Source organism: Frankia sp. AvcI1 (assembly GCF_001420875.1).
GTDB lineage: Bacteria > Actinomycetota > Actinomycetes > Frankiales > Frankiaceae > Frankia > Frankia alni.
This window is the reverse complement of record NZ_LJFZ01000006.1, coordinates 184378-209575: the sequence shown is the minus strand read 5'-3', so window position 1 is coordinate 209575 and position 25198 is coordinate 184378. Positions and strand designations below refer to the sequence as shown.

Genomic DNA, 25198 nt, shown 5'->3' with positions numbered 1-25198 from the left:
TTTCACCGCGCCGGTCCCGTCTCGCCGCCGGCGTGCGGCGGCGCGGCGTCCCTGACGGTCATCCACACCCGTTCGGGATGCAGGGGCAGCTCGTGGACGTGGCGGCCGAGCGCCTCGGCGACCGCGTTGCCGATCGCGGCGGGCACCGCCGGGGAGCCGGTCTCGCCGAGGCCGTGGATGCGCGCCCCCTCGGGGCCGGCCGGATCCTCGGTCATCCCGACGCTGAAGGTGTCCGGCAGGTCCCGGACCGACGGGATGCGGTAGTCGAGCAGGCTGTCGGTGAGCAGGGCACCGGTCTCGCCGCCCCAGCGCATCGCCTCGGACAGGGCCTGACCGACCCCGAACGCCACATTGCCCTCGCACTGCAGCTCGGCGAACGTCGGGTGGATGACCCGCCCGGCGTAGCTCTCCACGTGCAGGTCCACGACGCGCACGGCGCCGGTCTCCAGGTCGACCTCGACCTCGGCACCGGCCGCCGCGTGGAAGAAGTGCGGGGTGACGACGCCCTGGCCGGTGTCCGGGTCGAGCCCGCCGTCGCTGGCATGCACCTCGGAGACGGTCAGGCCGCCGACCTTCGCCCGGTCGAGCACCTCGCGGTAGTCGAGCCCGCCGGCCGGGACGACGCCGCCGGCCGCCGCAGCGACACCGGCGGGCACGGCGACACCGGCGGGCACGGCGTCCTCGGCGTCCTCGGCGGGCACGGCGGGCACGGCGTCCTCGGCGTCCTCGGCGGGCACGGCTGCCGGGTTCGTCACCGCCCGTACCCGGCCGGCGCGCACCTCGACGGCGTCCTCGGTGACGCCCAGCAGCGGCGCGGCCAGTGCGGCGAGCCGGGCGCGCAGGGCGGCTCCGGCCCGCTCGACCGCGACGCCCATCATCAGCGTCGACCTCGACGAACTGGTCGTCTGGTCCCAGGCGGTCGTCGCCGAGTCCGGGTAGGTGACGTGCACCCGGTCCAGCGCGACGCCGGTGGCGTCCGCGGCGATCTGGGCCAGCACGGTGCGGGCACCCTGGCCGATCTCCACCGTCGAGCAGATCACCGTGAGGTTCGCCTGTTCGTCCAGCTTCAGGGCCACGGTGGACGTCGACGGGGTCACCGTCGTCTTGAGAATGGTCGCGACCCCGCGCCCGCGGACGATCCCGGGAGAGATCTCGCGACGGCGGGTGCCGGCGGGGCCGGCGTCCCAGCCGATCCGCCGGGTGACGGTGCCCAGCAGGTCGATGAGGTGGAAGTCCTCGATCGGCTGGCCGGTGGCGAACGCGTCGCCGGGAGTCAGCAGGGTGCGCCGGCGCAGCTCGACCGGGTCGAGGCCGAGATGCTCGGCGATCAGGTCGGTGTGGTTCTCGTACGCCCAGGCCACCTGAGGGATGGCGTAGCCGCGGAACCCGCCGGCCGGAGTGGTGTTCGTGTAGACGGCGTAGGAGTCGATCGACACGTTCGGGATGCGGTAGGGCCCGGCGGCGCTGTAGCCACCGTTCTTGATCGTGCGCGGGGAGATGTCGGCATAGGCGCCGGCGCCCCAGAGGATCTCCACCCGGCGGGCGAGCAGGGTGCCGTCGCCGGTGAACCCCGTGCGGATGCGGACCAGCGAGCTGTGCCGGGCGACGGTGGCGAACTCCTCCGCCCGGGTCAGCTCGACGCGCACCGGGCGGCCGTCGGCGACCCAGGCGAGCACCGCGACCAGCGGTTCCAGCCGCGGGTAGGTCTTCGCCCCGTACGCTCCGCCGACGTTGAGGATGCGCACCCGCACCCGGCTCTCCGGCAGCCGCAGCGTCTCGGCGACCTGCGAGCGCACCGTGAACGGCGACGCCGCCGACGTCCAGATGTCGGCCGCCCCGCCGCGCACCGTCGCGACCGTCACGTGCGGTTCGAGCGGCACGTGCTGCTGCTGCGGGGTGCGGAACTCGTGCGCGAGCACGTGGTCGGCGGCGGCGAGGGCGGCGTCGGCGTCGCCGCGGCGCAGCCGGAAGTGGTTGCAGACGTTGCCGCCGTCCTCGGTGTGCAGGACGAGGTCGGGGAAGGTCATGACGTCGCGGGTCGGCACGTGGTCGTGCAGCCGGGGCGCGCCGGGGGCCATCGCGGCGTCCGGGGTGAACACCGCGGGCAGCGGGTCGTAGTCGACCCGGATGGCGGCGGCGGCCTGGCGGGCCGTGTCCAGGTCGCGGGCGATCACGGCCGCCACCGGCTCGCCGGCGAAGCGGACCCGGCCGATCGCGAGCACCGGCCGGTCCGGCAGCACCGGCCCGAAGAACGGGTACGGCGCGTCCGCGGACATCGCCCACTTCTCCAGGTCGGCGCCGGTGACGACGGCGACGACGCCGCGCTGGCGACGGGCCGCGGCGACGTCGACGGCGCGCAGGGTGGCGTGCGCATGCGGGCTGCGCACCAGCGCCGCGTGCAGGCAGCCCGACGGGGTCAGGTCGATCGCGTACGGGAAGCGGCCGGTGACCCGGTCCGGGCCGTCGCTGGCCGGCACCCGCCGACCGGCTGCCCTCACCGCCAACCCTCGACCTCGGGCCGCCCCTGCACCACGGCCTCGGCCTCCGCCTGGGCCCTGGCCTGGGCCTGGGCCTTGTTCCGGGACTTGGTCTCAGACCCGGCCTGCGGCGGCGAGACGGCGGGCGGGTGGCCGTTCAGCCGGTCGCGGGCGTCCAGGACCGCCTCGAGGATCTTGACGTAGCTGCCGCACCGGCACAGATTGCCGGCGAGCACGGTGCGGATGCGTTCGCGGTCGGCGTCCGGCTCGGCGGCCAGCAGCGCCACCGCCGTCAGGATGAACCCGGGCGTGCAGTAGGAGCACTGGAACGCGGTGTGGTCGATGAACGCCTGCTGCACCGGGTGCAGCTGTCCGTCGCGGGCCAGATCCTCGATCGTGCGCACGGCCCGCGTGCCGACCTGCTCCACGGGCAGCAGGCAGGAGCTGACCGGCGCGCCGTCGAGCAGGACCGTGCACGACCCGCAGACCCCGGCCGTGCAGCCCGGCCGGGCGCCGTACAGATCCAGCTCCCGGCGCAGCACGTCAAGCAGGGTGTGATGGCCCCGCACGGACACCTCCACCACGTCCCCGTTGACCTCCAGGGGGAGCGTGTGCCGGTCGTCCGGGGTCATGGGGCCTCCTCAGTGCCGGGGATCCTGCGGACGGCGCGCCCCGCGGCCGCGACAGCGGTCCGGACCTGATCCCCGGCCCGGATCGGGTGGGCGGCGGGGGCCTGGTCCGCGGCGGGGGTGCGCAGCGCGGCGAGCACGCGCTCGGGGCGCAACGGCAGGTCGGTGACGACGACGCCGGTGGCGTCGGCGACCGCGGCGGCGACGGCCGGCGCCACCGGGGGAACCGCGGTCTCCCCCAGCCCGTAGATCGGGTCGGTGGGCCGGCCGAGCAGCTCCACGGTGATCCGCGGCGTGTCGGTGAGCGCGGGCAGGCGGTAGTCGAGCAGGTCCCGGGTCACCTGACGGCCGTCGGCGAGACGCAGTTCCTCACCGAGCACGGAGCCGAGGCCGAGCAGGACCGCGCCCTCGACCTGCATCTGGGCCTCCACCGGGTTGACGACCCGGCCCGCCCAGACCGCGGCGTGGTAGCTCAGCACCCGGACCTGGCCGGTGTCCAGGTCGACTTCGACCTCGGCGGTCCCCGTCGCCTGGTGCCAGCGGGACGACGCGACGCCCTGCCCGGTGTCGTGGTCGAGGCTGCCCAACGAGGCGTAGGACCCCTCGCACCGAAGCTGCCCGGCCCGCACGGCGGTGACCAGCTCGCCGTAGCCGAACCGGGCGGCGCCGGCCCGCACCTCGCCATCCCCCGCCCGGGCCGCCTGCCGGGGCACCCCGCAGTGCTCGGCGGCGAGGTCGGCGAGCCGGTCGAGCAGGGCCCGGCAGGCGTCCTGCACCGCGGCGCCCATCGCGATCGTCGAACGGCTGGAGCTGGTCTGCTGGTCATAGGGGGTGACGTCGGTGTCGGGCAGGCTGACCGACACGAGGGCGGCGTCGATCCCCAGCGCCTCGGCGGCGAGTCGCGCGAGGGCGAGATGCGCACCCTGGCCCATCTCGACGGTGCTCGTCAGCACGTGGACGCTGCCGTCCCGGTTGAGCGCCACCGCCGCCTGCGACACCGACGGCGTGTTCGTTCCCTTCACCGTGACCGCGACCCCCCGCCCGCGGGCCCTTCGCGCCCCGCCCCCGTCTGGCCCGCCCCCGTCTGGCCCGTTCCGCTCGGCCCCTCCCCCGTCCGGGCCGGGCCCGCGGATCGCGGCGTCGAGCAGCTCGTCGTAGTGGCAGTCCGTCATCAGTTCGCCGGTGACGTTGCGGGACCCGTCACGCAGCAGGTTGCGCCGGCGCAGGGCCACCGGGTCCAGCCCGAGCCGGCGGGCGATCAGCTCCATCTGGGCCTCGTAGGCGAACGNGGCCTGCGGCGAGGCGTAGCCGCGGAACGCCCCGGCGGGCGGGCGGTTCGTGTAGACCGCGTAGACGTCGACGGACATGTCGGCGACGTCGTAGGGGCCGCCGTAGCCGTAGGCCCCGTTCTTGATCACCCGAGGGCTGATGTCGGCGTACGCCCCCGCATCGAACCAGGCGGTCACCCGGCGGGCGGTGATCCGGCCGTCGCCGCGCACCCCCGTCACCAGCAGGCTCTCGGTCGCGTGCCGGGTCACCGTGGTGAACGCCTGCGCCCGGTCCAGGCAGACCCGCACCGGACGGTCGGTGATCCGGGCGAGGCAGGCCGCCAGCGGCTCGATCTTGGCGTAGCACTTCGAACCGAACGCCCCGCCCAGATGCAGCACCCGCACCTGGACCCGGTCGAGGGCGACACCGAGCATCTCCGCCAGCTGGACCCGCAGCTTGTAGGGCGTCTGGCTGGTGGCCCACACCACCATCCGCTCGGCACTGGGCACGGCGACGGCGACATGCGTCTCCAGCGCCGCATGGTGCATCGCGGGGGTGGTGAACCGGTCGACGAACACATGCTCCGCGCGGGCCATCGCCGCGTCGGCGTCGCCGGAGCGGATGACGAAGTGGTTGACCAGGTTGCTGCCGGGACGCCGGCGCAGGCGCAGGTCGGGGAAGGCCTCGGACGCCGCCGCGTCCCGCGGGTGCAGCACCGCGTCGGCGGTGGCCGCCATCGCCGTGCGCGCCTCGGTGACCACCGGCAGCGGCCGGTAGGTCGTCCGGACCCGGGTGAGCGCCGCGTCGGCGGCATCAGGGTCGGCGGCGAGCGCCACCGCGATCGGCTCGCCGGCGTAGCGGACCCGGTCCACGGCCAGCGGCGGCTGGTCCCGCAGGATCGGGCCGAACCGCGCGGGCCGGCCGAGGGCGGCCTCCAGCTCGACCCCGGAGAAGACCGCCGCGACGCCGGGCGTCTGGCGCGCCTGGGCGGTGTCGACCCGGATCAGGGCGTGCGGCTCGGTCGACGTCAGCAGCCGGGCGTGCAGCAGCCCCGGGCCGACGTCGGCGCCGGCGAGATCGCCGACCATCTGCAGCCGGCCGGTCACCTTCACCCTCGCGTCGAGCATCAGCCCGCCGTCCCGGCCGGGGTCGCGGCCGCCTCGGCGAGGGCGGCGGCGAGGGTCCGGCGAACCCAGACGCGGACCATCTCGGCGCGGTAGGCGGCGCTGGCCTTGAGATCGTCGACGCAGACGACGGCGTCGGCGTAGGCGTCCGCGACGGCGCGGATGCGCGCGGCGTCCGGGGCCCGGCCGACGAGTTCGGCATCGATGTCGCCGAACCCCACGGGCACCGGGGTCCCGCTGCCGATCGCGATCCGGGCGCCCNCGCAGACCCCGTCGACGACCCGCATCGTCACCGCGACCCCCAGGCAGGTGGTGTCCTCCACCGACCGGGTCCTGAACGGCTGGTATCGCCCGACCGTGCCGGTCGGGGGCGCGTCCACCTCGACCGCGGTGATCAGCTCACCGGGCCGCAGGACGGTCGTGCCGGGGGCCGGGTAGAACTCGTCGAGCGGGACGACCCGGACCGCCCCGCCCGGTCGGGCGATGCGGACTCTGGCGCCGAGCGCGAGTAGCACGGTCGGAGGATCCCAGGCGTAGCCCGCACCCGCCAGCACACCGCCCACGGTGGCCACCCCCCGCACCCGCACGTTGCCCACCCGGGCGAACGCCTCGGCGAGGACCGGCAGCGTGGCCCGGACGGCGGGGTGCGCGGCGACCTGCCCGTGGGTGGCCATCGCCCCGAGCACCAGACCCCCGCCGGCAGTCCCCCCGCCGGACCACTCGGCGGTGGTGCCGGCGGTCCCCCCGACCGGTCTCCCGGTGGTGCACTCGGACCACTCGGCGGCGGTGCCGGCGGTGCGCTCGGACCACTCGGCGGCGGTGCCGGCGGTGATCCCGGCGAGGTCGGGCAGGCCGCGCAGCGACACCAGGCGGGTCGGCCGGCGCCGGGGGTCGGCGAGGTCGAAGGCCAGCCGGGTGCACCCGGCCGCGGCCGCCGCACCGGGCTCGGCGAGGGCGGCCAGCGCCTCGGGGAGGCTGGTCGGGTGCGTCCAGGTCGTCACGATCGTGTCTCCGCCACGCCGTCGACCCGCCCGTACCGACCACGGCCGGCGGCGTCGTCCCCCGGCTGGACCGGACGCAACCCGCCCGGGCCGAGGGCGGCCGACCAGGGCAGATCCAGCGCGGCGACGGCATCCGCCCAGATCGCCGCCATCCGCCCGGCATGACCGGCCTCGAAGGCCGCCGACAGTCGCGCCACCGTGACCGGGTCGATCGGGCGGGGCCGGCCCACCGCCATCGCCGCCAGCCGGACGGCCAGCGCCCGGTGCAGCAACAGGGCGAGCGCGGTGGCCTCCACGACGTCGCGGCCCACCGTGACCAGCCCGTGCGCGCGCAGCAACGCCGCCCGATCGGGCCCCAGGCAGCGGGCGAAGGCCCGCCCGCGTCCGGCGTCGGCGACGAGGTCGGCGTCGTCGTACCAGGCGACCCCGGCGGCGAACGGGACCTCGTCCTGGCTGAGGATGCCGCCGCTCATCGGCGGGAAGAGCGTCGCCGTCTGCGCGGCCAGCGGGTGGGTGTGCACGACGGCGCCCACGTCGTCGCGGTGCGCGTAGACCGCCCGGTGCAGCGCGGTCTCCTCGTGCAGGCGCAGCCCGGGGGTGCGCGCCGTGCCGTCGGGGCCGACCTCGGCGACGTGCCCCGGCCCCACCCGGGCCAGGGACGGCCCCGCCGTCTTGACCAGGAGCCCGCCGTGCGGCATCCGGACGCTGACATGCCCGAAGCAGAAGTGGTCCTGACCATCCGCCGCGAGCACCCGGCAGGCGGTCGCCACGTCGAGGCAGCTCGGGTGGACGCTCACCGCGGCTCCCCCGCCAGCCGGGCGACGACGGTGGCGAGGTCCTCGACGTCGGCGTACTTGGCGTCCAGGTCGAACAGGCTCACCTCGTGCACGAGCGGCGCCCGGTCGCCGACCGCCTCCCGCACGACGATCGGCCGGAACCCCAGCCCGCAGGCGTCCACCACGCTCGCCCGCACNCAGCCGCTGGTCGTCGCGCCGGCGACCAGCACCGTGTCCACGCCGAGCCGGCGCAGCCGGACGTCGAGGTCGGTGCCGAGAAAGGCCGACGCGTGCTTCTTCACAACCCGGTCGTCCTGCGGCCGGGCGTCGAGCCGCTCGTCGAGTTCCACCCAGGGACCGCCCTCGACGAGCAGGCGCTGCGCGGGGATCTTGGCCGGCCAGACCCCCGCGTCGCCCATGTCCGGGCGGTAGCGCACCATCGCCCAGAAGACCGGCACCCCCGCCGCGCGGGCGGCCACCAGCAGCGCACCCGTGGCCTCGACCACCTCGCCGANCTCTCCCCCGAGCGGGCAGGCCGGATCGGTGAATCCCCGGATCAGGTCGACGACGACGACCGCCGGGCGCTCCCCCCAGCCGATGCGGCGCACCATCCCGGACCGGGCGAAGCGCGCCCGCAGCTCCGTCAGCTCGCCGAGGAAACCCCCTTCGGGCATCTCGAGGGTCTCAGGCATCGACGCCCGCGAACCAGCGCACCGGCTCGTCGCACAGTTCGACGATGTTCCCCTCGGGGTCCATGAGCTGGGNGACGCGCCACCTCGGGGCGTCGTCGCCGTCGATGACGACCGGGGCGACGTGCACCGGGGTGACCCCGCGCCCGGCGAGCTCGGCGAGGGTGGCGTCCATGTCGGTGACGCTGAAGGTGAACAGGACCTGGTTACGCTCCCACCCGCTGACCGGCGGGTTGCTCGCCGGTCCGTTGTCGTGACGGCCGATGAGCACGAGGATGCACGGCCCGGTGTCGAACACCGCGGACTGCACCGTCGACGTCATCAGCCGCAGCCCCAGCCCGTCGCGGTACCAGGCGGTCATCGGGCCGATGTCGTGCGCCCACACCAGGTTCCANCTGATCGATCCCAACGCCATCGGACTCTCCTGCCCGGTCGGTGCCCCGCTGACGGTGCAACGTTGGTGGCGGGAGCGCACGAGCCCGAGGCCGGCGGCGCGCCCCCGCCCGGCCGGTCACCCCACGGCGGCCACGCCGCCGTCCACGACCAGCGAGGTGCCGTGGACGAAGTCGGCGCTGTCGGAGGCGAGGTACACGGCGGCGGCCGCGACGTCGACGGGCAGGCCGTTGCGCCGCGCCGGGGTGCCCGCGGCCGAGGCCTCGGCGGCGCCCGGCGGGGAGAGCAGCTTGTTCGTCGGCATGTCGATGCTGCCGGGCACCACGCAGTTGACGTTGATGCCGTGCGGCGCGAGCTCGCCCGCGAGCACCTGGGTGAGGAAGCCGACGGCCGCCTTCGTCGCCCCGTACACCGACACCCCGGGGAACGCCCGCAGCCCGGCCACCGAGCCGACGGTGATGATCTTCCCGCGTCGGCCCTGGTCGACGAGGTGGCGCGCTGCCGCCTGGGCGCAGAAGTACGTGCCCTTGACGTTGAGGTCGAACTGGAGGTCGTAGTCGGCCTCGGTCGCGTCCAGCAGCGGGGCGCCCTCGAAGACGCCCGCGACGGTGGCGAGGATGTCGAGCCCACCGAAGTGGTCGACGGTCGCGGAGACGATCCGGGCCGCCTCGGCGACGACGGTCACGTCGGCCTGGATGCCGATGATCTCGCCAAGCGGCGCCAGCGACTCGACGACCGCGTCCATCTTCGCCTTGTCCCGCCCGACGACGGCGACCCTCGCCCCGGCGGCGAGGAACGCCTCGGCCACGCCGAGCCCGATACCCTGCGTGCCGCCGGTGATCAGCGCGATCCGTCCGGCCAGCGGCGAACCCGGCAGCGGCGCCGGGCTCGACGCCGGGACCGGCGCGGACACCCCGGTCACCTCGGCGCCGCCGTCGGCGCCGGGCGGTTCGGCGCTCACCGCGTCCAGCGGCAGCGCCACCCCGGCCGCGGGCTCCTCGCTCATCGGGTCCGTCCCCGGGTGGGGTTGCGCCGGCTGCGCGGCGCGACGAGCTTGTCGGGCGTCTGGATCGCCCGCGCGTGCTCGCTGAAGAACTTCCGGAACATGGTGATCTCGAGGTCGGGGCGGTAGAGGCGCTCCCGGTCCCAGCCGTTCTCGGTCTCGTAGAAGGTCTGCATGCTCTCGCGCGCGGCGTTGTCGTCGACGAGGAACTTCTCGACGGCCGGCTCCCGCCACTCGACCCGGCCGACCTCGCCGCGCCAGTCGGCGGCCTCCTGCTCCGTCGCGCACACCCGCCCGCCGATCATGAAGCTGCGGGTGGTGTTCTCGTCGATCGGTACGAGCCAGTCGTAGGTGACCATGTCGCTCGGGAAGTTGACCGTCTCGTTGCAGGACGGCAGCCAGATGCCCACGTCGATCGGCGGCATCGCCATGAACGCGTCGACCAGTTCCTGGTGCGAGCGGCCGACCNCCGCCGGGGCGGTGTAGGTGGTGTCCGGCCGGNCGTCCTTGCCCGGGATGACGGCGGAGAAGATCAGCTCGGTCGTCCGCGTGCAGCGGGAGAAGCCCTTGGGCCCGGTGGTGTCGACGACGTACTTGACCTCGCCCGCCTCCTCGCCCGGCTTGGCGACGTAGCCGAACGTCATCGGAAAACCGGATTCGATCACGTACTGCGACCAGTTGTGGATGAAGTGGTGGCCGGGATCGAACGAGTTCTCCAGCGCCAGTCGCCAGTTCGCCCGGATGACGTTCGGCTCGGCGTAGTGCATGACGATGTCGTCGGCGAGGAAGCTCGCCGGGACGTCGGCCTCCAGCGGCGGCGGCTCGGCGTCGCCGACGTAGACGAAGATCAGGCCCTTGGCCTCGGTGATCGGGTAGGCGCGGACCCCGGTCCTGCCGGCCAGCGCCGTGCCCGGCTCGTTGAGGATGCAGCGCAGGTCGCCGTCCTCCAGATCGAACGTCCACGTGTGGTACCAGCACGTGATCGTGTCCTCGGAGAGCACCAGCGGCCGCTCGGAGAAGCGGGTGCCGCGGTGGGCGCAGCGNTCCTCGACGGCATACAGTTTGCCGTTCTTGCGGACGAGCAGCACCTCCTCGCCGAGCATCTTCACCTTGTGCGTGCCGCCCTCGGCGAGCTCGCCGGAGTGNGCCGCCGGGTACCAGTACTCCCGCAGGCCGAGGTCGGCCTCCAGGTAGCGCTGCCACGGTCGGGCCCGGCGCGGCGGAGCCTCGGCCTGGTCGACCTGGTCGCGCGTCTCGGCCACGAGCCGGTTCGCGACCTCCATCCCCGAGCTGGTGTGCTCGGGCACGCTGATGCTCACGTCATCATCACCTCGTTCACGGATCAGCCCACCCCTCCCCGCCCCGCCCCGCCGCTCGCCCTGCCGGCCGGCCCCCTGCATATCCAGAGGGATAAATCGGACGCGGGGGGCTCCGGACAAGCAGAAGGCGGGCGCGGCGCGGCGCGGTTGGCGGCGGGGAGTCGGGGCGGGGCCGGGTCGGTCTCAGTAGAAGACGGGCTCGTCGCAGAGCTCGAAGATGTTGCCCTCGGGGTCGGCGAACTGGGCGACCCGGCCGTCGGGCTCCTGGCCGTCCTCGTTCACCNTCGGCGCCGGGCCGTGCAGCAGCTTCGCGCCGCGGCGGCCCAGCTCGGCGATGACCTCGTCCATCTTCTCGACCTTGAACGACATCAGGACGCGGTTGCGGTCCCAGCCGCGGCGCAGGTTCTCCGCGTCGGGGCCGTTGTCCTTGNGCGCCATGAGCTCCAGCGTGCAGCCGCCGGTGTTGTACGCCGCGAAGTACTTCGTGGCGTGNCGCAGCGGCAGGCCGAGGACGTTCTCNTAGAACTCCCGCATGGCGGCCAGGTCGTCGACGTAGACGAGGTTCCAGGACAGCGGCCCGAGCAGCGGCTTCATGACGCACCCACCAGCGAGGCGCCGGCCGGGTCGAGCCGGGCGAAGCCGTCGTCGAAGGCGAGCTCGTCGACGACGAACCGGCCGTGGTCGAGGATCTGCCGACCGTCGAGCCACACGCTGCACCGGCGCACCGGCACGTCGGAGTGGGCGAGGGTGAACCGGCTGCCGCCCGCCTCGTTGTTCGGGCCGGTGGAGAACAGCACGTTGCCGGCGTAGCAGCGGCCGTCCATACCCTGGGTGGCGGAACGGTCGAGCAGGGCGAGCGCGTTCCAGCGGGCCCGGTCGTTGCAGCCCCAGCCGATGTGCGACATCGCGAAGCCCTCCGGGTCGCCCCAGGACTCCAGGTAGTCGCGGTACAGCTCGGCGTCCGCACCGGGCCCGGTGATGGCGACGATGAACCCGTCGACCACGTCCACGGTGATCGGCGACTGCACGTACGTCTTGAACGGGAAGATGATGTCCCCGGCGTCGATGACCCAGCGGCCGTTCGCGCCACCGTCGTTCGGGTAGATCGCGGCGAGGCCGGAACCCAGGTGGGCGTGGGTCCCGGGGCCCGAGGTGAAGCCCCAGCCGCCGCCCGCGCCGAACTGGCCGAGCTTCATCGTGATGTCGGTGCCGGCGTCGGAGCGGATGAGGATCTCGCTCGCCGCGCCGAGCAGTTTCGCGCTGGCCTGGACCCGCCGGCGCAGCTCGTCGGTCGGGAACATCCGTTCCAGGATCTCCGGCGGCTCGGTGATCATCAACATCCGCGTGCCGGCGGCCAGGATGGCCTCCTGCTCGGCGGAGTGCAGCAGGACGGACAGATCGACGACCATGTCGACCCCCTTGAGCGCCTCGACGAGCGGCCCGAGGTCGGTCAGACCGGTCAGCCCGTAGACCTCGCCGACGCCGGGCACGGTGCCGGCGGCGCGCTGGATGGACGGCAGGCCGACGGTGAAGACCTTCGCGCCGAGGGTCGCCGCCGCGGCGGCGGTGGCCTCGATGTACGCGGGTGGCGACTGGGCGTTGGACAGCACCGCGACGGTCTCGCCGGGCTGCACCTGGCACCCGGCGAGCGCCCGCCGGAACAGGGTGGTGAGGGTGCCGCCGTCGGCGGCCTGGTTCGGAATGAGCACGATGCACCTTCAAGTGGTTTTGGCGCGCCGGCCGGATTGATCTATATCAGTGTGCGGAGCAGGTGTTTCGGTTACCGTTCGACCCGATTTCGGTTCANCAAAGTCTGCGTTTCCTGACCGACCTGCGAGATGGCCACCGAATGGTGTCACCATGCGCATCGGATCGCGCATCCTGCGTCATCGCACACCTATCGCCGATCAGCCGGACGGCGCCTGGGTGCGGCCAACCCGGGAATCAGGCGAATCGCACGGTGTTGCGCACGACGCCGAGTCCCTCGACATCCACGGTCACCACGTCGCCGTCGGCGAGATAAACCTTCGGATTCCGGCCGTGGCCGACGCCACCCGGCGTTCCGGTGGTGAGCACGTCGCCGGGCTCCAGGGTGATGAACTGGCTGACGTAACGCACGATCTCCACCGGCGGGAACAGCAGGTCGGAGGTCCGCGACTTCTGCATCACCTCGCCGTTGACGAGGGTACGCAGCGCCAGGTCGGCAGGATTGTCCAGCTCGTCCGGGGTGACCAGCGCGGGCCCGAGCGGGGTCGACCCCTCGAACGACTTCCCCTGCAGGAACTGCAGCGTCCGGAACTGCCAGTCGCGCATGGTGACGTCGTTCATGATGGTGTATCCGGCGATCGCCTCGCGGGCCGCCGCCTCGTCGGCGAAACGCACCGTCGTCCCGATGACGAAGGCGAGCTCCCCCTCCCAGTCGACGGCTTCGGTCACCGGCGGCACCAGAATGTCGTCGGTCGGCCCGATCAGCGCGCGGGTGTACTTCGCGAACAGCGTCGGATGCGTCGGCGGCGTCCGCCCCATCTCCTTCAGATGGGTCGCGTAGTTCAGACCCATGCAGATGATTTTCGGCGGGGCGGGGACGAGCGGCGCCAGATCGGCGCCGTCGAGCGGAAGCACCTCGCCGCCGCCGCCGGCCGCGGCCGTGCGCCAGTCGAGACCGGACGCGATGAGCGTGCCCACGCACGGATGGTCCAGCAGCACGATCGTGTCGCCTTCGATCCGGCCGGCGGCGGTGGTGCCGTCCGGGCGGCGGACGGTCGACAGACGCATGACGTCTCCCTTGCTCGGGGTGGAAGTGCTGGGGCTGGTGGGCGCCCGGGACACCCCCGGGCGGCGCGGGCGCCGGGGGCGGCGCGGGCGCCGGGGGCGGCGCGGGCGCCGGGGGCGGCGCGGGCGCCGGGGGCGGCGCGGGCGGCGCGGGCTACGCGGCGGAGGGCTCGGGGAAGGCCGGCATGACCTCGGCGGCGAACAGTTCCATCGTCCGGCGCGCGTCGGCGAAGGGCATCGCGGCAAAGTTGATCTGCATGGACGGTTCGACGGCGCCGAAGACCTCGAACGTCGCGGCGACCTGCTCGCGCACCTGTCCCGGCGTGCCCACGTACACCTGGGCGTTCTCCTCCAGGGTCGCCAGGGACTTCTTGCGCATGCCGGCGATCATGTCCGCGTAGCCGGCATACTGCTCCGGCCGGGCGGTCATGTACGCCTCCCAGGTGTGGACCATCTTCTCGACGTAGTCGGAGTAGTACTCCGCGGCCTCCCGGCGCGCCCGGTCCCCGTCGTCGTCGACGAAACAGTGGATGCCCATCTGGATCCGCTCCGAGCCCGGGGCGTATCCCGCCGCCAGCCNCGCGCCGCGATACAGCGCCAGCAGTTCGGCGACCTTCTCGTTCGTCGACGTGAACGGGATGAACATCAGGTTGAAACCCTGGCTGCCGGCCCAGACGAAACTCTCCGGCGTCGAGGTCGCGGCGATGAAGACCGGCGGCGTGGGCTGCTGGTAAACCCGCGGGAGCATGGTCACCGGGCCGAAACGGTGGAAGGTGCCGTCCCAGACGACCTCCTCCTCCTGCCACAGCCGCAGAATCGCGGCGATGCCCTCCTGATGGNGCGCTCGGCTGGAGTCCATGCTGATCTCGAACGCCTCGAACTCGCCGGGCAGGAACGCNCGGGCGAATCCGACGTCGAGCCGGCCGTGGCAGATGTTGTCGAGCATGGCGAGCTGCCCGGCCAGTTTGATCGGATGGTTGAAGGCGGGCACGTTCGCGCCGGTGACGAGGCGGACCCGCTCCGTCCGGGTCGCCACCGCGGCCAGGAAGGTCACCGGGTCCGGGCTGTATCCCCCGTACGGGTAGAAATAGTGTTCCACGATCTTCACGGAGTGGTATCCGAGTCGATCCGCCAGGACGCTCAGTTCCAGACACTCGTCGAAGAACTGGACGGCCGGCTTCTCCGCCGGAGAGACGGTGGGAAAGAAGTTGATTCCGGCGAGCACCGGTACCTCCAGGCATCCGTGGATGCATCGTATGATGTATACAAGTCGAGAGACACGGGCGCGGCGTCCGGGCATCCAGGGCGCGGCCTCCCAGCCCCGGCAACGCCGGGGCTGGGCCGGGATGCGAGCGGCACCCCGCCCCGTATACTGTCCACAAACTGAGAACTGCGGCGGTGGTCAACAGCATGAAGACGCTCGGAGCCGCCCACCGGCCCCTGCGCGAGCTCGTCNCCGACGAGCTCCGGCAGCGCATCCTCGACGGCCGCATCACCCAGGGCAGCCGGGTCATCGAGGACCGGCTCGCCGAGGAGCTCGGCGTGTCGCGCAACCCGGTCCGGGAGGCCATCCGGGCGCTGGAGTCGGAGGGCCTGGTCGAGGTGACCCCGCGCCGCGGCGTGGTCGTCACCGTCATCAGCGCCGAGGAGGCGCACGACCTCATCGAGGTCCGCGCGGCGCTGGAGGTCACGGCGGTGCGCCGGGCCGCCGCCCGCGGGGTGGACCCGGCGGTCCTCGCCGAGCTGGCGGAGATCGTCGCCACCGGTTCCGAGGCGGCCGCGGCGGGCGAGTTCGAGCGCCTGCCGATGCTCAACACCCGCTTCCACGACCTGCTCGCCCGGGGCAGTGGCAACGGCGCGCTGGTCGAGGTCCTGCGCGACCTGCAGAACCGCCTTCAGCTGCTGTTCTCCACCGGCGTGCAGCGCCGCTCCGGCGGCGCGTGGGACGAGCACCGGCGCATCCTCGACGCGATCCGCGCCGGCGACGCCGACTGGGCCGAGGCGGAGATGCGCTCGCACATCCGCGGCGCCGCCAGCCGGTACGAGGACACCCGCGCCGGCGTCGCGGCGGCCACCGGCGGCGCGGCCTAGCACCGTCTGATCCCGGCGGCCGGCGGCACCCGTCATCCCGGCGTCGCTCATCGCGGGGCTCCCGGGGCCACCAACGGCCAGGGGCGGACCCGCTCCACGGCGGCGGCGAGCTCGATGAGCAGCGCGTCCCGGTGGTGCGGCGCGAACACCTGCAGGCCGACGGGCAGCCCGGTCGGGCCGGACCCGGCCGGGATCGAGATCGCCGGGCAGCCGCTGACGTTCGCGATGGCCAGCGGGCCCGGCGGCCGCGGCGCGGAGTCGCCGGCGGGGAACGCCTCGGTGGCCACCGTCGGGCAGGCGACCAGGTCGACGGCCTCGAACAGCGCGGCGACCGCCTCGATCACGGCGATCCGGTAGTCGTCGAGGCCGGCCAGCACCGTGGGGTCGAGCAGCGTGACGGCCCGCATGGCCGAGGCGATGTCGTCGGTCAGCTCGTCGGCGCTCGCCGGCCAGTGCGGGGCCAGCCAGCGGTAGAGCCGCAACGCCGCGATGCCCGCGAAGCTCGCCGCGCCGGCCGGGAAGCTCACCTCGGGCGGCGCGACCTGGCACAGTCCGGCCGCGGCGACCAGCTCCGCGAACGTGTCCCCGACCGCGGCGAGCACGCCCGGTTCGGGCCGCGCGCCGCCGAGCCCCGGCATCCACGCGATGCGCAGCCCCCGGGTGGGCACCGCACCGAGCCCCGCGACGAACCGCCGCCCCCCGACGGGGCCGGGCGCGCTGTAGGGGTCGCGCGGGTCGAAGCCGACCGTGAGGTCGAGGACGCGGGCGAGGTCGCGCACCGAGCGGGTCAGCACCGTGGTCACGACGGTCAGCGGCTCGATCACCGGTTCCGGACCGCCGGGCGTGATCCGCCAGGTGGTCTTGAGCCCGGGAAGGCCGCAGAAGGCCGCGGGCTGGCGGGTCGAGCCGCCGCCGTCGGTGGCCGTCGCCAGGGTGACCAGGCCGCCCGCGACCGCCGCCGCGCTGCCGCCGGAGGAGCCGCCGGCCGAGGCGTCCGGGCGCCACGGGTTGCGGGTGACGCCGTGCAGGCGGCTCACCGTGTCGTCGCCGCGGGCCAGCTCGCTCGACGGAGTCTGGAACACCGGGATCGCGCCGGCCGCGACCAGCCGCTGGACCTGGGTGGAGGTACGCGCCGACCGGCGGTGCCGCAGCGGTACCGACGCGTCGGCCCGGGGCCAGCCCGCGACCTGCTCCAGCTCCTTGACGGCGAACGGCACCCCGGCGAGCGGAAGGTCGAGGTCGACGTCGCGGGCGGCGGCGCCCGCCGCCTCGGCGTCGACGTGGCAGACGGCGCCCAGCCCGGACCGCTCGACCGCGCCGAGCACGGCGGCGAGCTCCTGCGCCGGGCTGCGCCGGCCGGCCCGGAACTCCTCGACCAGGCCGACGACGTCGCCGGGCCAGGGGTCGGCTGTCAGCACGGGCCGTCCAGCTGGGAGGGTCCGTAGTGGCGCAGCTCGACGACGTTGCCGTCGGGGTCGCGGATGTAGAGCAGATCGCTGTTGCCGTACGCGCCGTAGCGGTGGAACGGGCCGCCGACGACGTCGAAGGTGCCGGAGGCGGCGAGCTCGGCGAGATCGCACGGCTCGATCACCAGGCAGAAGTGGTTGACGTTGCGACCCGGCCCGGACCGCGGGGTGCGGGCGTCGAGATCGATGATCACGCCCGGCGCGACCTCCACCGACGGGAACGGCGCCCGGCCCTCGCGCCACTGCTCCAACCGGTGGGTCCTCATGCCGAACTTCTCCACCCACCACCGCACGGACCGCTCCGGATCCGCCACCGCGAGCACGATGTGATCAAAGGCGACCGTGACGATGGGTGGTCNGACCGTGGGCAGGAGGTTGGGTTCATCGACGAGGCTCACAGACGCTCCCTCNCCGTCGCTCGGCTACTGTATACCAAATACTNGGCAACCCAAGGTTGGGTGCAACTACCCGGCGTGAAAAGTGCATGTGACAGGCACGTTTCGAGTGNCCCAGCTCACCAGACGCGCCGCCCGCTCTCGGCACAGTCCGGAGCTTCGTATACAGTGGACAGTGCGTATCGGAGGGAAGGTCGCACGTCCGGCGGATCGGGCGGCGAGCTCCCGGGAGATGGATACGGAGTGTGCCTGCCCGCGCGGAGCGCGAGGCGCGCGGCATCNCCCCCGGGGAAAGGGTGGACGCCGCGCACCGGACGGCCGGTGCGCCCCGCCCCATCGCCGGGAGCACAGGACCACCCGGGGATCTCCACCGCAGAGAGGGACGGTGCCAAGCATGGTTGCGCCCGACAGGTTCGCCGAGATCGAGAAGTGCCGGGTCGAGTTCGNCCGGGCCCGTCGCGAGCGTGCCGAGACCCGCCCGCTGCACGCCTCCCCGCNCCGGGCCTACGAGCTGATCCGTGCCAGCCTGCGCTCGGGCGAGCTGGAGCCGGACGCGCTGGCGGAGGGCCGCCTCATCGACGCGCTGGGCATCACCCGCAACTCGGTGCGCCGCGCGCTGTCGATGCTTGCCGACGAGGGGCTGCTCAGCCGGGCCCCCCGCCGCGGCACCAGCGTCAGCCACGGCATCTGGCAGATCCCCGCCGGCGAGGTGCTTCCCCGCGAGATCAGCGAGTCCCAGGAGTGGCAACGGCTCCAGATCGAGGAGCTGGCGCACTGCGCGGTGCCCGCCACCGACGGCCTGCGGGACCGGCTGGAGATCANCGATGCCGACATCCTCATGACCGAGCAGCTCTTCCGCCTCGACGGCCAGCCGCTGTGCGTGCGCACCGGCTACGTCCCCATGATCGTCGAGCCGGAGCGGTACTTCGCCGAAGTGGTGGCGATCGACCGGCGCCCGCCCCGCTACGAGGCCCTGTTCGAGCGGCTGTTCGGCGCGCCGCTGGGCACCGCCGAGGCGGTGGTCGAGGCGGTGCCGTGCGAGGAGCGCACGGCCCGCCTGCTCGGCGTCGACGCAGGCAGCCCCGTCCTGCTGCGGGAGGTGCTCGTCCGCGACGGCACCGGCCGTCCCCGCGAGGTCAGCTACACCCACTTCCGCGGCGACCGGGTCGCCCTGTCCTCGGTGACCGGACCCGGTCCCGCCGCGCCGGGACCGACGAACGCACCCCACGGACCGGCCCAGCCGGCGCAGCGACGGTCGGCCTCACCTCAGGCAGACGTGGCGTGACCCAGACGGTGCCCGTTACCTCGGCCGGCATCGTCGATCAGTCAGAGGTCGATCAACCGGCGGTCGATCAACCGGACGCCGGTCAGTCGGACGCCGGTCAGTCGGACGCCGACCGGGGCCGGATCACGATCACGACGATGGTGCTGCTCGGGGCGATGACCGGTCTCGGCCCGTTCTCGATGAGCGTGCACCTGCCCGGCCTGCCGCGGATGGCCGACGACCTGGNCACGTCCCAGTCCTCGGTGCAGTTGACGATGACGGCGTGCGTCGTCGGAATCGCCGTCGGCCAGGTGGTGGCCGGCCCGCTGTCCGACGCCTACGGGCGGCGCCGCCCCCTGCTCGTGGCGATGGCGCTGTACTGCGCGACCTCGGCGGTGTGCGCGGCGGCCTGGACGGTGCCGATGCTCGCCGGCCTGCGCTTCGCCCAGGGGATGTTCGCCGCCTTCGGCATGACGATCGCCCGGGCGGTGATCCGGGATGTCGCCGACGGTCAGCGCCTGGTCCGCCTCTTCGCGAGGATGGCGCTGGTCAGTGGCCTGACTCCGATCATCGCCCCGAACCTCGGCAGCGCCCTGCTCGTGGTCACCGACTGGCGCGGCATCTTCGTGGTGCTCGCCGCACTCGGCGCGTTGTTCGCCGCACTGAGCGTGGGCTCGCTCCGGGAGACGCTGCCCCCGGCGCGCCGAACGCGCCTGCGCCCGGCCTCGACGGCCCGGACCTACGCCGCGCTCGCCACCGACGGCGCCTTCCTCGCCCCGTCGCTCGTCGTCGGGCTCGCCTACGGGGCGATGTTCTCGTACGTGTCGTCGTCGTCGTTCGTGCTCTCCGACGCCTACGGGGTCTCGCAGACGGTGTTCGGCGTCCTGTTCGCCGCGAACGCGGTCGGGTTCATGGCCGGCGGTCAGCTCGGCGCGGCGCTCGCCGGCCGGCGCGGAACGATCCGGGCCCTGCGGATCACCCTGCCGGCCGCGGCGGCGGCGGCGGCGGGGATCACGCTGGCCGCGCTCGCCGGCAGCGGGCCCGCCGTCGTCGGCACGCTGTTCCTCACCGTGGCCTCGATCGGCGCCTGCATGCCGATCGCCTCGGCGGAGGCGATGCGCACCCGACCCGACAGCTCGGGCACGGCCTCGGGCCTGCTCGGCCTGACCCAGTTCGCCCTCGGCGGACTGATCGGACCGATCGTCGGCGCCTTCGGCTCCACCAGCGCGCTGCCCCTGGGCATCGGCATGTGCCTGTGCCTGCTCGCCGCCTTCGCCCTGTGCCTACGCCCCGCCGCCCCCCGCCCGACCCCCTCCCCCGCCGCTTGACCTGAACCTGGCCGCCCCGCCGCCGCACCTCGGACCACGAGCGGCCGCTGGCATCAGCCGATTGCGGTGCGCGGGAAGCGCATTGCGGTGCGATGCGTACGATCCGCAGGCTCAGACCGTGCACAACGCACCGCGACCCGGCCCGCCCCGGTTCGGACCGCGTCATCCAGTCGAGATCTGGGACCATGGTCATGATCCGGCGGCAGCACGCGGTTCCGCGGAACACCATGATCCCCAGCTGTGGCGCCACGGCCGGGAACCAGGCACCGGGCACGTGACGCGGTTCCGCGGAACACCACGATCATCCGGATCGACTGCCGAAGCCCTGCCCGGCGCCTTCCGGATCAACACCCTGACCTGCACACTTGCATCACCGCCGGACCGCTGCAAGATCGCCCTCAATCACCCCATTTCCCCCCTCACGACCTGCACCTCTACCATGGGGTCACTGATCATCCCTGGAGGGGGCGCGGCGCGGGGCCGGGGTGGTCAGGTGGGGCGCAGGAGGCGGCGGAGGAGTTCGTCGACGGCGGCGCGGGCGTGGCGGATCGCGGCGCGCTGGTTGTCGGCGCGGGCGACGAGCAGGGCGATCTCGTTCATCGAGGCGAGCAGCACGTGGGCGAACAGGTCGGCCATCGAGGCGTCGAACACGCCGTCCCGGGCGAGTTCGGCGACCGTCTGCTTGATCTTGCCGAAGGCGTGCCGTTCGTCGAGTTCCCGCCACCGCGCCCAGCCGAGGACCCCCGGCGCGTCGATGAGCAGGATCCGCTGGACGACGGGGTCGCCCGCGATGCCGATCCAGGCCATGCAGCCCAGGCGCAGTGCCGTGGCGGGGTCACGGGAGCTGTCGGTGCCGACCGCGGCCACCAGCCGCCGGCCCACGTCCAGCTCGACCGCCTCCAGCACCGCGTCGAACAGCGCGTCCTTGCCCTTGAAGTGGTGGTAAAGCGAACCGCGGCTCACGCCGGTCTCGGTGAGTACGGCGTCGATCGAGGTGCCCTCGTAGCCCCGCTCGGCGAACAGCCGGGTGGCGACGCCGAGCAGGTGCTCCCGGGTCGCGGCACCCCGTTCGACGTTCCTGCTGGGTGGGTTCATGGGTTCCTCGTGACTCGGCGCCGACATCTCATTGTCGGCGCGCGGTCGCTTCAGCCACCCCCAGAAAGCGCCATCGAAACGACGTACCGGGTGAAGATGTAAGGAACGCGAAAGAAACCGGCCGGCGCCGGGCCGCGACCGGACCAGCCGACCGGGCCGCCCCCCAGGCCCGCAGCTCGACCGCCGGGCCTGCGCCGATCGATCAGCAAACCGATCGGCGGACCAACCAGCAGGTTGATCAGCGGACCGACCAGCGAACCGATCAGCGCGTCGCCGGCGGAAATCGTCGCAACGGCGTAACCAGACGTTTCTGCCTACGCCGCAGCGACTTCCCCATCACGATCATCGGCGCAATGCGCGGGTTACCCGCCTCGCGACGTCGAGAAACACACAGCCGCGACTGTTGTCCCCACGGTGACCGGTGGCGCAAACCCGCCGTCACGCGGACGACCTGGGGCGGTGGGCATTGACCACTGGCATTGTGATCGACGAGGCGGAGCCTCGCAGCGCGGTCTCCGGCCTGACCGGCAGACCCATCCTCACCGTCGAGGGCATGACGGTCCGTTACGGTACGTCGCACGGCGACGTCACCGCCGTGGACGACGTCAGCTTCACCCTCGGCCACGGCGAACGGGTGGCGCTCGTCGGCGAGTCCGGGTCCGGGAAGACCACGTTGGGCCTCGCGCTCGCGGGCTTCCTCACCCAGGACAACGTGCGCATCGAGCACTCCCGGCTGGACTTCGACGGCGCCGCGCTGTCCCGGGTGGCCCGCTCGCGGCTGCCCGAACGGACTCCCGGCCTGTCGATGATCTTCCAGGACGCGATGACGACGCTGGACCCGGTGTGGCCGATCGGCGGCCAGCTGCGGGCGGTGATCCGAGCCGCGGCCCGGACCGGTGGCGGTGGCGGTGGCGGCGGTGGCGGTGGCGGTGGCGGTGGCGGTGGCGGTGGCGGGCGACCGAAGCGGGCCGAGGTGCGCGACCGGGCCCGCTACTGGCTGGACAAGGTGGGCCTGCGCGACACCGAGCGGGTCCTGCGGGCCCGGCCGTACGAGCTCTCCGGCGGCATGCGGCAGCGCGCGATGATCGCGATCGCGCTGTGCGGCGGCCCGAAGCTGCTCATCGCCGACGAGCCGACCAGCGCCCTGGACGCCTCCCTGGCCCGGGAGGCGATGGAGACCATGCTCGCGCTGACCCGGGAGAGCGGGACCAGCGTGCTCGTGATCAGCCACGACATCCTGCTCGCGCAGGAGTACACCGACCGCACGTTCGTCATGTACGGCGGGCGGATCGTCGAACAGCGCTCGTCGGCGCGCCTCGTCGACACGGCCACCCACCCGTACACGGTCGCGCTGCTGCGCTGCGTGCCCACGCTGGAGTCCGCCGAGCTCGACGAGCTGCCGACGCTCGCCTCCGTCGCCGCCGAGACCCGACCCGCGGCGCCCGCCGAGGTGCCCAGCGCACGGACGGAGGGCCAGGACTGATGGACCGGTTCGCCCAGATGACCGTGGACGGGGTGTCGAAGTCGTTCGGCCCGCAGCACCGCCGGCACGTGGCCGTCGACGCGGTGACCCTGGAGGTGACGCCGGGCTCGCGGATCGGCGTCGTCGGCGAGTCCGGTTCCGGCAAGTCCACGCTGGCCCGGATGATGGTCGGCCTGGACGCGCCGTCGGCGGGCTCGATCAGCTTCAACGGCGCGCCGCTGCGCAGCCTGCTCAAGCTGCGCGCCTCCCGGCTGGAGCTGCGCCGCGAGGTGCAGTTCGTCGCCCAGGACACCACGTCGTCGTTCGACCCGCTGCGCACCCTGCGGGACTCGATCCGCACTCCCGCGCAGCGCCTGGCCGGGCTCGACCGGCGGGCCGCCGACGCGCGGGTCGACGCCACGGTGTCGATGCTCGGGCTGTCCCCGGCGCTGGCGGACCGCCATCCCGGCGAGGTCTCCGGCGGGCAGCGCCAGCGCTTCGCGATCGCCCGCGCCCTGGTCGTCGAGCCGAACCTGCTCGTCTGCGACGAGGTCGTCTCCGCCCTCGACGTCTCCGTGCAGGGGTCGATCCTGAACTTCCTCAAGCGCTACTGCGTCGAACGCGACGCCGCCCTGGTGTTCGTCTCGCACGGCCTGCCGGCGACGGCGTTCGTCTGCGAGCGCCTGGTCGTGATGCGCGGCGGGCAGATCGTCGAGGACGGGCCGACGAGCACGGTCCTGAACTCCCCCCGCCACGACTACACCCGCAGCCTGCTGGCCGCCTTCCGCGGCCCGGCCGCACAGGAAGGGCCAGCCTGATGAGGGAGATACTGCGCCGGCACCGGTGGTGGCTGGGCAGGATCATCGCGCTGCCGTTCCAGCTGCTCGTCTTCGCGGCCGTGTCGTTCCTGCTCGTGCAGAGCATCCCCGGCGATCCGGTGGCGGTGCTGACCGGCGGCCAGGCCGACAGGGCAAACTACGCCGCGATCCAGAAACAGCTCGGCCTCGACGGCAGCCTGCTTCACCAGCTCCTGCGCTACCTGGGGCACACCGTCCAGCTCGACCTCGGCAACTCGATCATGACGGGTCGGCCGGTGGCCCACGAGTTCAGCGACCGGCTGCCGGCGACGATCGAGCTCGCGCTGATGAGCCTGTTCTTCTCGATCCTGCTGGCGGTCGGCCTGTCCTACCTGGCGGTCGTGCGGCCCCGCAACCCGCTGTCCTACGTGGTGCGGGGCTACGCCCGGGTCGCCGGCGGCCTGCCCGACTTCGCCATCGGCGTCGCCGCGGTGTTCGTGTTCTACGCGACCCTGCACTGGGCACCCGCGCCGCTGGGCCGGCTGGGCTCCGGCGTCGACGACGTCCCGAAGGTCACCGGGCTGCCGTTCCTCGACACTCTCCTGACCGGCCACCTCGACGCGACGTGGTCGATGGCGGGCCACCTGGTGCTCCCGGTCGGCACGCTGGTGATCAGCCAGGCCGGGGTTCTGGTGAAGATGCTGATCGCCGGGTTGGAGGAGGCCGTCGACGCCCCGCCGACGCGGTTCCGCATCGCCTCGGGCGCCTCCCGGGCGATGGTGCGGGCGAGCCTGTTCCGCCGCGCGCTGCCGCCGGCGGTCACGACCTCGGGGACGCTGTTCGGCTACGCGCTGGGCGGCGCCGTCATCGTCGAGTCGATCTTCGGGTTCACCGGGATCGGCGGCTACCTCGGCGACGCCGTGAGCAGCGGTGACATCCCGGCCATGCAGGGCTTCCTGGTGATCGTCGCCGCCGTGTCGCTGGTGGTCTTCCTCATCGTCGACCTCGTGAACATGAGCCTCGACCCGCGGCGGCGGCCCGGGGTCCGGACGGAGGGATCGTGACCACCACACCGACCGTGGGCGTCGCCCCGGCAGCGCTCGGCCCCCTACCCGCCGGCGCCCCCGGCGCCCCCGGCGCGCCGGCGACCGAGAGCACCCCGGCCGCCCCGAGCTCCGTCGGCGGCGGCCTGCGGCGCTGGCTGCCTGTCGTACTGCGGCTGCTGCCGCTGGCCGTGCTGGTCATCATTGCGATCATCGGCCCGTGGGTGGCGCCGCACAACCCCGAGCGGGTCAGCGGCCCGACGTCGGCGCCGCCGAGCGGGGACCACCTGTTCGGCACGGACACCTCCGGTCTCGACGTGTTCTCCCAGACGCTGGCCGCAACCCGGACCAACGTCTGGGTGGCCACCGTCGTCGTGCTGCTGGCGACCGCGGCCGGCGCGCTGCTCGGCCTGCTGACCGGCATGAACGAGTCCTCCCGCGGCCCGCGCGGCGTGATCGCCCGGATCGTCGGGCGGGTCGTCGACTTCGTCCAGGCGGTACCCGGCATGCTGCTCGGCCTCGTCGCCGTCGCCTTCTACGGCGCCTCCGTCACCACGCTGGTCCTGACCCTGGCCGTCGTGCTCGCCCCGCTGCAGGCCCGCCTCGTGCGCACCGAGGTGCTGCGGGTCCGCTCGGACGCCTACGTCGACGCCGCCCGGATGGCCGGGCTCAGCGAGCTGCGGCTGACCCTGCGCCACGTCCTGCCGAACTCCTGCCGACCGGCGCTGGAGAACATGTCGGTCATCTTCGCGGTGAGCATCATCCTGACCGCCTCGCTGGGCTTCCTCGGCGCCGGCCTGCCCAC

The 25198-nt window shown here is 73.5% G+C and carries 21 protein-coding genes and 12 pseudogenes; 9 read left to right on the top strand and 24 right to left on the bottom strand.

The genetic code is table 11. The features are described 5' to 3' along the window. Positions 1-2: 2 nt before the first annotated feature. The 21 genes and pseudogenes from UK94_RS08875 to UK94_RS45005 form a co-directional block, all read right to left on the bottom strand. A complete protein-coding gene (locus UK94_RS08875; RefSeq protein ID WP_235487110.1) occupies positions 3-2498 on the bottom strand; it encodes a xanthine dehydrogenase family protein molybdopterin-binding subunit in 2496 nt (831 codons plus the stop codon). Continuing rightward, complete coding sequence (locus tag UK94_RS08870; protein WP_011607210.1) at positions 2495-3109, bottom strand: (2Fe-2S)-binding protein; 615 nt, start codon at positions 3107-3109, stop codon at positions 2495-2497. Before UK94_RS08870 ends, UK94_RS08875 begins: the two co-directional genes overlap by 4 nt. Then, positions 3106-4394: pseudogene (locus UK94_RS45070) on the bottom strand (molybdopterin cofactor-binding domain-containing protein); the annotation flags it as partial. The pseudogene UK94_RS45070 and the gene UK94_RS08870, both read right to left, overlap by 4 nt. A 1-nt stretch (position 4395) precedes the next feature. Continuing rightward, on the bottom strand, positions 4396-5502 hold a 1107-nt coding region (locus UK94_RS45065), incomplete at its 3' end, for a xanthine dehydrogenase family protein (protein ID WP_235487107.1). Continuing rightward, a pseudogene (locus UK94_RS45060) lies at positions 5502-5760 on the bottom strand (carbon monoxide dehydrogenase); the annotation flags it as partial. The pseudogene UK94_RS45060 and the gene UK94_RS45065, both read right to left, overlap by 1 nt. Before the next feature lies 1 nt (position 5761). Beyond that, the coding region (locus tag UK94_RS08860) for an FAD binding domain-containing protein (RefSeq protein ID WP_313949468.1) at positions 5762-6365 on the bottom strand (604 nt) is incomplete at its 3' end. A gap of 131 nt (positions 6366-6496) precedes the next feature. Further along, positions 6497-7297 (bottom strand): class II aldolase/adducin family protein, encoded by an 801-nt coding sequence (locus tag UK94_RS08855; protein ID WP_011607213.1) that lies wholly within the window; start codon positions 7295-7297, stop codon positions 6497-6499. Then, positions 7294-7473 carry a hypothetical protein gene (locus UK94_RS45055; RefSeq protein WP_235487103.1) on the bottom strand — a complete coding sequence of 60 codons (180 nt, stop codon included), beginning with the start codon at positions 7471-7473 and terminating at the stop codon, positions 7294-7296. Before UK94_RS45055 ends, UK94_RS08855 begins: the two co-directional genes overlap by 4 nt. Before the next feature lies 1 nt (position 7474). Further along, positions 7475-7790: pseudogene (locus UK94_RS45050) on the bottom strand (isochorismatase family protein); the annotation flags it as partial. A 1-nt stretch (position 7791) separates the two neighbouring features. Beyond that, positions 7792-7887, bottom strand: a pseudogene (locus UK94_RS73190) (carbamoylsarcosine amidase); the annotation flags it as partial. Between the two features lie 154 nt (positions 7888-8041). Then, positions 8042-8350 (bottom strand): VOC family protein (locus tag UK94_RS45045; RefSeq protein ID WP_268761261.1); only part of this gene is annotated, 309 nt, incomplete at its 3' end. Positions 8351-8476: 126 nt separating this feature from the next. Continuing rightward, the gene (locus UK94_RS08840) at positions 8477-9364 is read right to left on the bottom strand and encodes an SDR family oxidoreductase (RefSeq protein ID WP_055749411.1); all 888 of its coding nucleotides are present in this window, start codon (positions 9362-9364) and stop codon (positions 8477-8479) included. Then, positions 9361-9786: a hypothetical protein gene (locus UK94_RS45040; protein WP_235487157.1), complete on the bottom strand. Its 426-nt coding sequence runs from the start codon at positions 9784-9786 to the stop codon at positions 9361-9363. Before UK94_RS45040 ends, UK94_RS08840 begins: the two co-directional genes overlap by 4 nt. A gap of 77 nt (positions 9787-9863) precedes the next feature. After that, positions 9864-10404 (bottom strand): annotated as a pseudogene (locus tag UK94_RS45030) (Rieske 2Fe-2S domain-containing protein); the annotation flags it as partial. A gap of 1 nt (position 10405) precedes the next feature. Then, positions 10406-10506 (bottom strand): annotated as a pseudogene (locus tag UK94_RS73185) (hypothetical protein); the annotation flags it as partial. Positions 10507-11270: 764 nt separating this feature from the next. Continuing rightward, positions 11271-12389, bottom strand: coding sequence for a hypothetical protein (locus UK94_RS08825; protein ID WP_011607219.1), 1119 nt, complete (start codon positions 12387-12389; stop codon positions 11271-11273). Between the two features lie 235 nt (positions 12390-12624). Continuing rightward, positions 12625-13455 carry a fumarylacetoacetate hydrolase family protein gene (locus tag UK94_RS08820; RefSeq protein ID WP_011607220.1) on the bottom strand — a complete coding sequence of 277 codons (831 nt, stop codon included), beginning with the start codon at positions 13453-13455 and terminating at the stop codon, positions 12625-12627. A gap of 151 nt (positions 13456-13606) precedes the next feature. Continuing rightward, positions 13607-14031: pseudogene (locus UK94_RS45020) on the bottom strand (flavin-dependent oxidoreductase); the annotation flags it as partial. 1 nt (position 14032) lies between these two features. Further along, a pseudogene (locus UK94_RS45015) lies at positions 14033-14291 on the bottom strand (LLM class flavin-dependent oxidoreductase); the annotation flags it as partial. 1 nt (position 14292) lies between these two features. Next, positions 14293-14350: pseudogene (locus UK94_RS45010) on the bottom strand (hypothetical protein); the annotation flags it as partial. Between the two features lies 1 nt (position 14351). Further along, positions 14352-14752: LLM class flavin-dependent oxidoreductase (locus UK94_RS45005; RefSeq protein ID WP_235487101.1), on the bottom strand; the 401-nt coding region annotated here is incomplete at its 3' end. 156 nt (positions 14753-14908) lie between these two features. Here UK94_RS45005 and UK94_RS08810 point away from each other — a divergent pair. Beyond that, the coding region (locus UK94_RS08810) for a GntR family transcriptional regulator (protein ID WP_268761253.1) at positions 14909-15543 on the top strand (635 nt) is incomplete at its 5' end. Between the two features lie 47 nt (positions 15544-15590). Here UK94_RS08810 and UK94_RS08805 read toward each other — a convergent pair. Both UK94_RS08805 and UK94_RS08800 read right to left on the bottom strand, forming a co-directional pair. Then, positions 15591-16961, bottom strand: a complete 1371-nt coding sequence (locus UK94_RS08805; RefSeq protein WP_055749408.1) for an amidase — start codon at positions 16959-16961, stop codon at positions 15591-15593. Further along, entirely contained in the window at positions 16955-17332 is a 378-nt protein-coding gene (locus UK94_RS08800) for a VOC family protein (RefSeq protein ID WP_268761260.1), read from the bottom strand. The genes UK94_RS08805 and UK94_RS08800 overlap by 7 nt, the downstream gene beginning before the upstream one ends. Positions 17333-17915: 583 nt before the next feature. Here UK94_RS08800 and UK94_RS45000 point away from each other — a divergent pair. From UK94_RS45000 to UK94_RS08790, 4 genes and pseudogenes are all read left to right on the top strand, one after another. Next, positions 17916-18225 (top strand): annotated as a pseudogene (locus UK94_RS45000) (GntR family transcriptional regulator); the annotation flags it as partial. Position 18226: 1 nt separating this feature from the next. Then, positions 18227-18689 (top strand): UTRA domain-containing protein (locus UK94_RS44995; protein ID WP_235487100.1); only part of this gene is annotated, 463 nt, incomplete at its 5' end. Between the two features lie 137 nt (positions 18690-18826). Continuing rightward, positions 18827-18914, top strand: a pseudogene (locus tag UK94_RS73180) (hypothetical protein); the annotation flags it as partial. Position 18915: 1 nt separating this feature from the next. Continuing rightward, a partial coding sequence (locus UK94_RS08790) for a Bcr/CflA family efflux MFS transporter (protein ID WP_235487097.1) occupies positions 18916-19996 on the top strand: 1081 nt, incomplete at its 5' end. A gap of 489 nt (positions 19997-20485) precedes the next feature. Here UK94_RS08790 and UK94_RS08785 read toward each other — a convergent pair. Further along, positions 20486-21091, bottom strand: coding sequence for a TetR/AcrR family transcriptional regulator (locus UK94_RS08785; RefSeq protein ID WP_041939841.1), 606 nt, complete (start codon positions 21089-21091; stop codon positions 20486-20488). A 466-nt stretch (positions 21092-21557) separates the two neighbouring features. Between UK94_RS08785 and UK94_RS08780 the strand changes: the two genes are divergently transcribed. From UK94_RS08780 to UK94_RS75905, 4 genes and pseudogenes are all read left to right on the top strand, one after another. Continuing rightward, entirely contained in the window at positions 21558-22574 is a 1017-nt protein-coding gene (locus UK94_RS08780; RefSeq protein ID WP_235487096.1) for an ABC transporter ATP-binding protein, read from the top strand. Beyond that, positions 22574-23371, top strand: a complete 798-nt coding sequence (locus tag UK94_RS08775) for an ABC transporter ATP-binding protein (RefSeq protein WP_011607230.1) — start codon at positions 22574-22576, stop codon at positions 23369-23371. The genes UK94_RS08780 and UK94_RS08775 overlap by 1 nt, the downstream gene beginning before the upstream one ends. Next, positions 23371-24414, top strand: coding sequence for an ABC transporter permease (locus UK94_RS08770; RefSeq protein ID WP_055749404.1), 1044 nt, complete (start codon positions 23371-23373; stop codon positions 24412-24414). The genes UK94_RS08775 and UK94_RS08770 overlap by 1 nt, the downstream gene beginning before the upstream one ends. After that, positions 24411-25198, top strand: a pseudogene (locus UK94_RS75905) (ABC transporter permease); the annotation flags it as partial. The gene UK94_RS08770 and the pseudogene UK94_RS75905, both read left to right, overlap by 4 nt.

Excerpts from the sequence above, each read along its gene's own strand:
- UK94_RS08770 (WP_055749404.1), top strand. The coding sequence starts at position 23,371 with ATGAGGGAGATACTGCGCCGGCACCGGTGGTGGCTGGGCAGGATCATC.
- UK94_RS08775 (WP_011607230.1), top strand. The coding sequence starts at position 22,574 with ATGGACCGGTTCGCCCAGATGACCGTGGACGGGGTGTCGAAGTCGTTC.
- UK94_RS08870 (WP_011607210.1), bottom strand. The coding sequence starts at position 3,109 with ATGACCCCGGACGACCGGCACACGCTCCCCCTGGAGGTCAACGGGGAC.
- UK94_RS45040 (WP_235487157.1), bottom strand. The coding sequence starts at position 9,786 with ATGCCGCCGATCGACGTGGGCATCTGGCTGCCGTCCTGCAACGAGACG.
- UK94_RS08785 (WP_041939841.1), bottom strand. The coding sequence starts at position 21,091 with ATGAACCCACCCAGCAGGAACGTCGAACGGGGTGCCGCGACCCGGGAG.
- UK94_RS08820 (WP_011607220.1), bottom strand. The coding sequence starts at position 13,455 with ATGCGTCTGTCGACCGTCCGCCGCCCGGACGGCACCACCGCCGCCGGC.
- UK94_RS08840 (WP_055749411.1), bottom strand. The coding sequence starts at position 9,364 with ATGAGCGAGGAGCCCGCGGCCGGGGTGGCGCTGCCGCTGGACGCGGTG.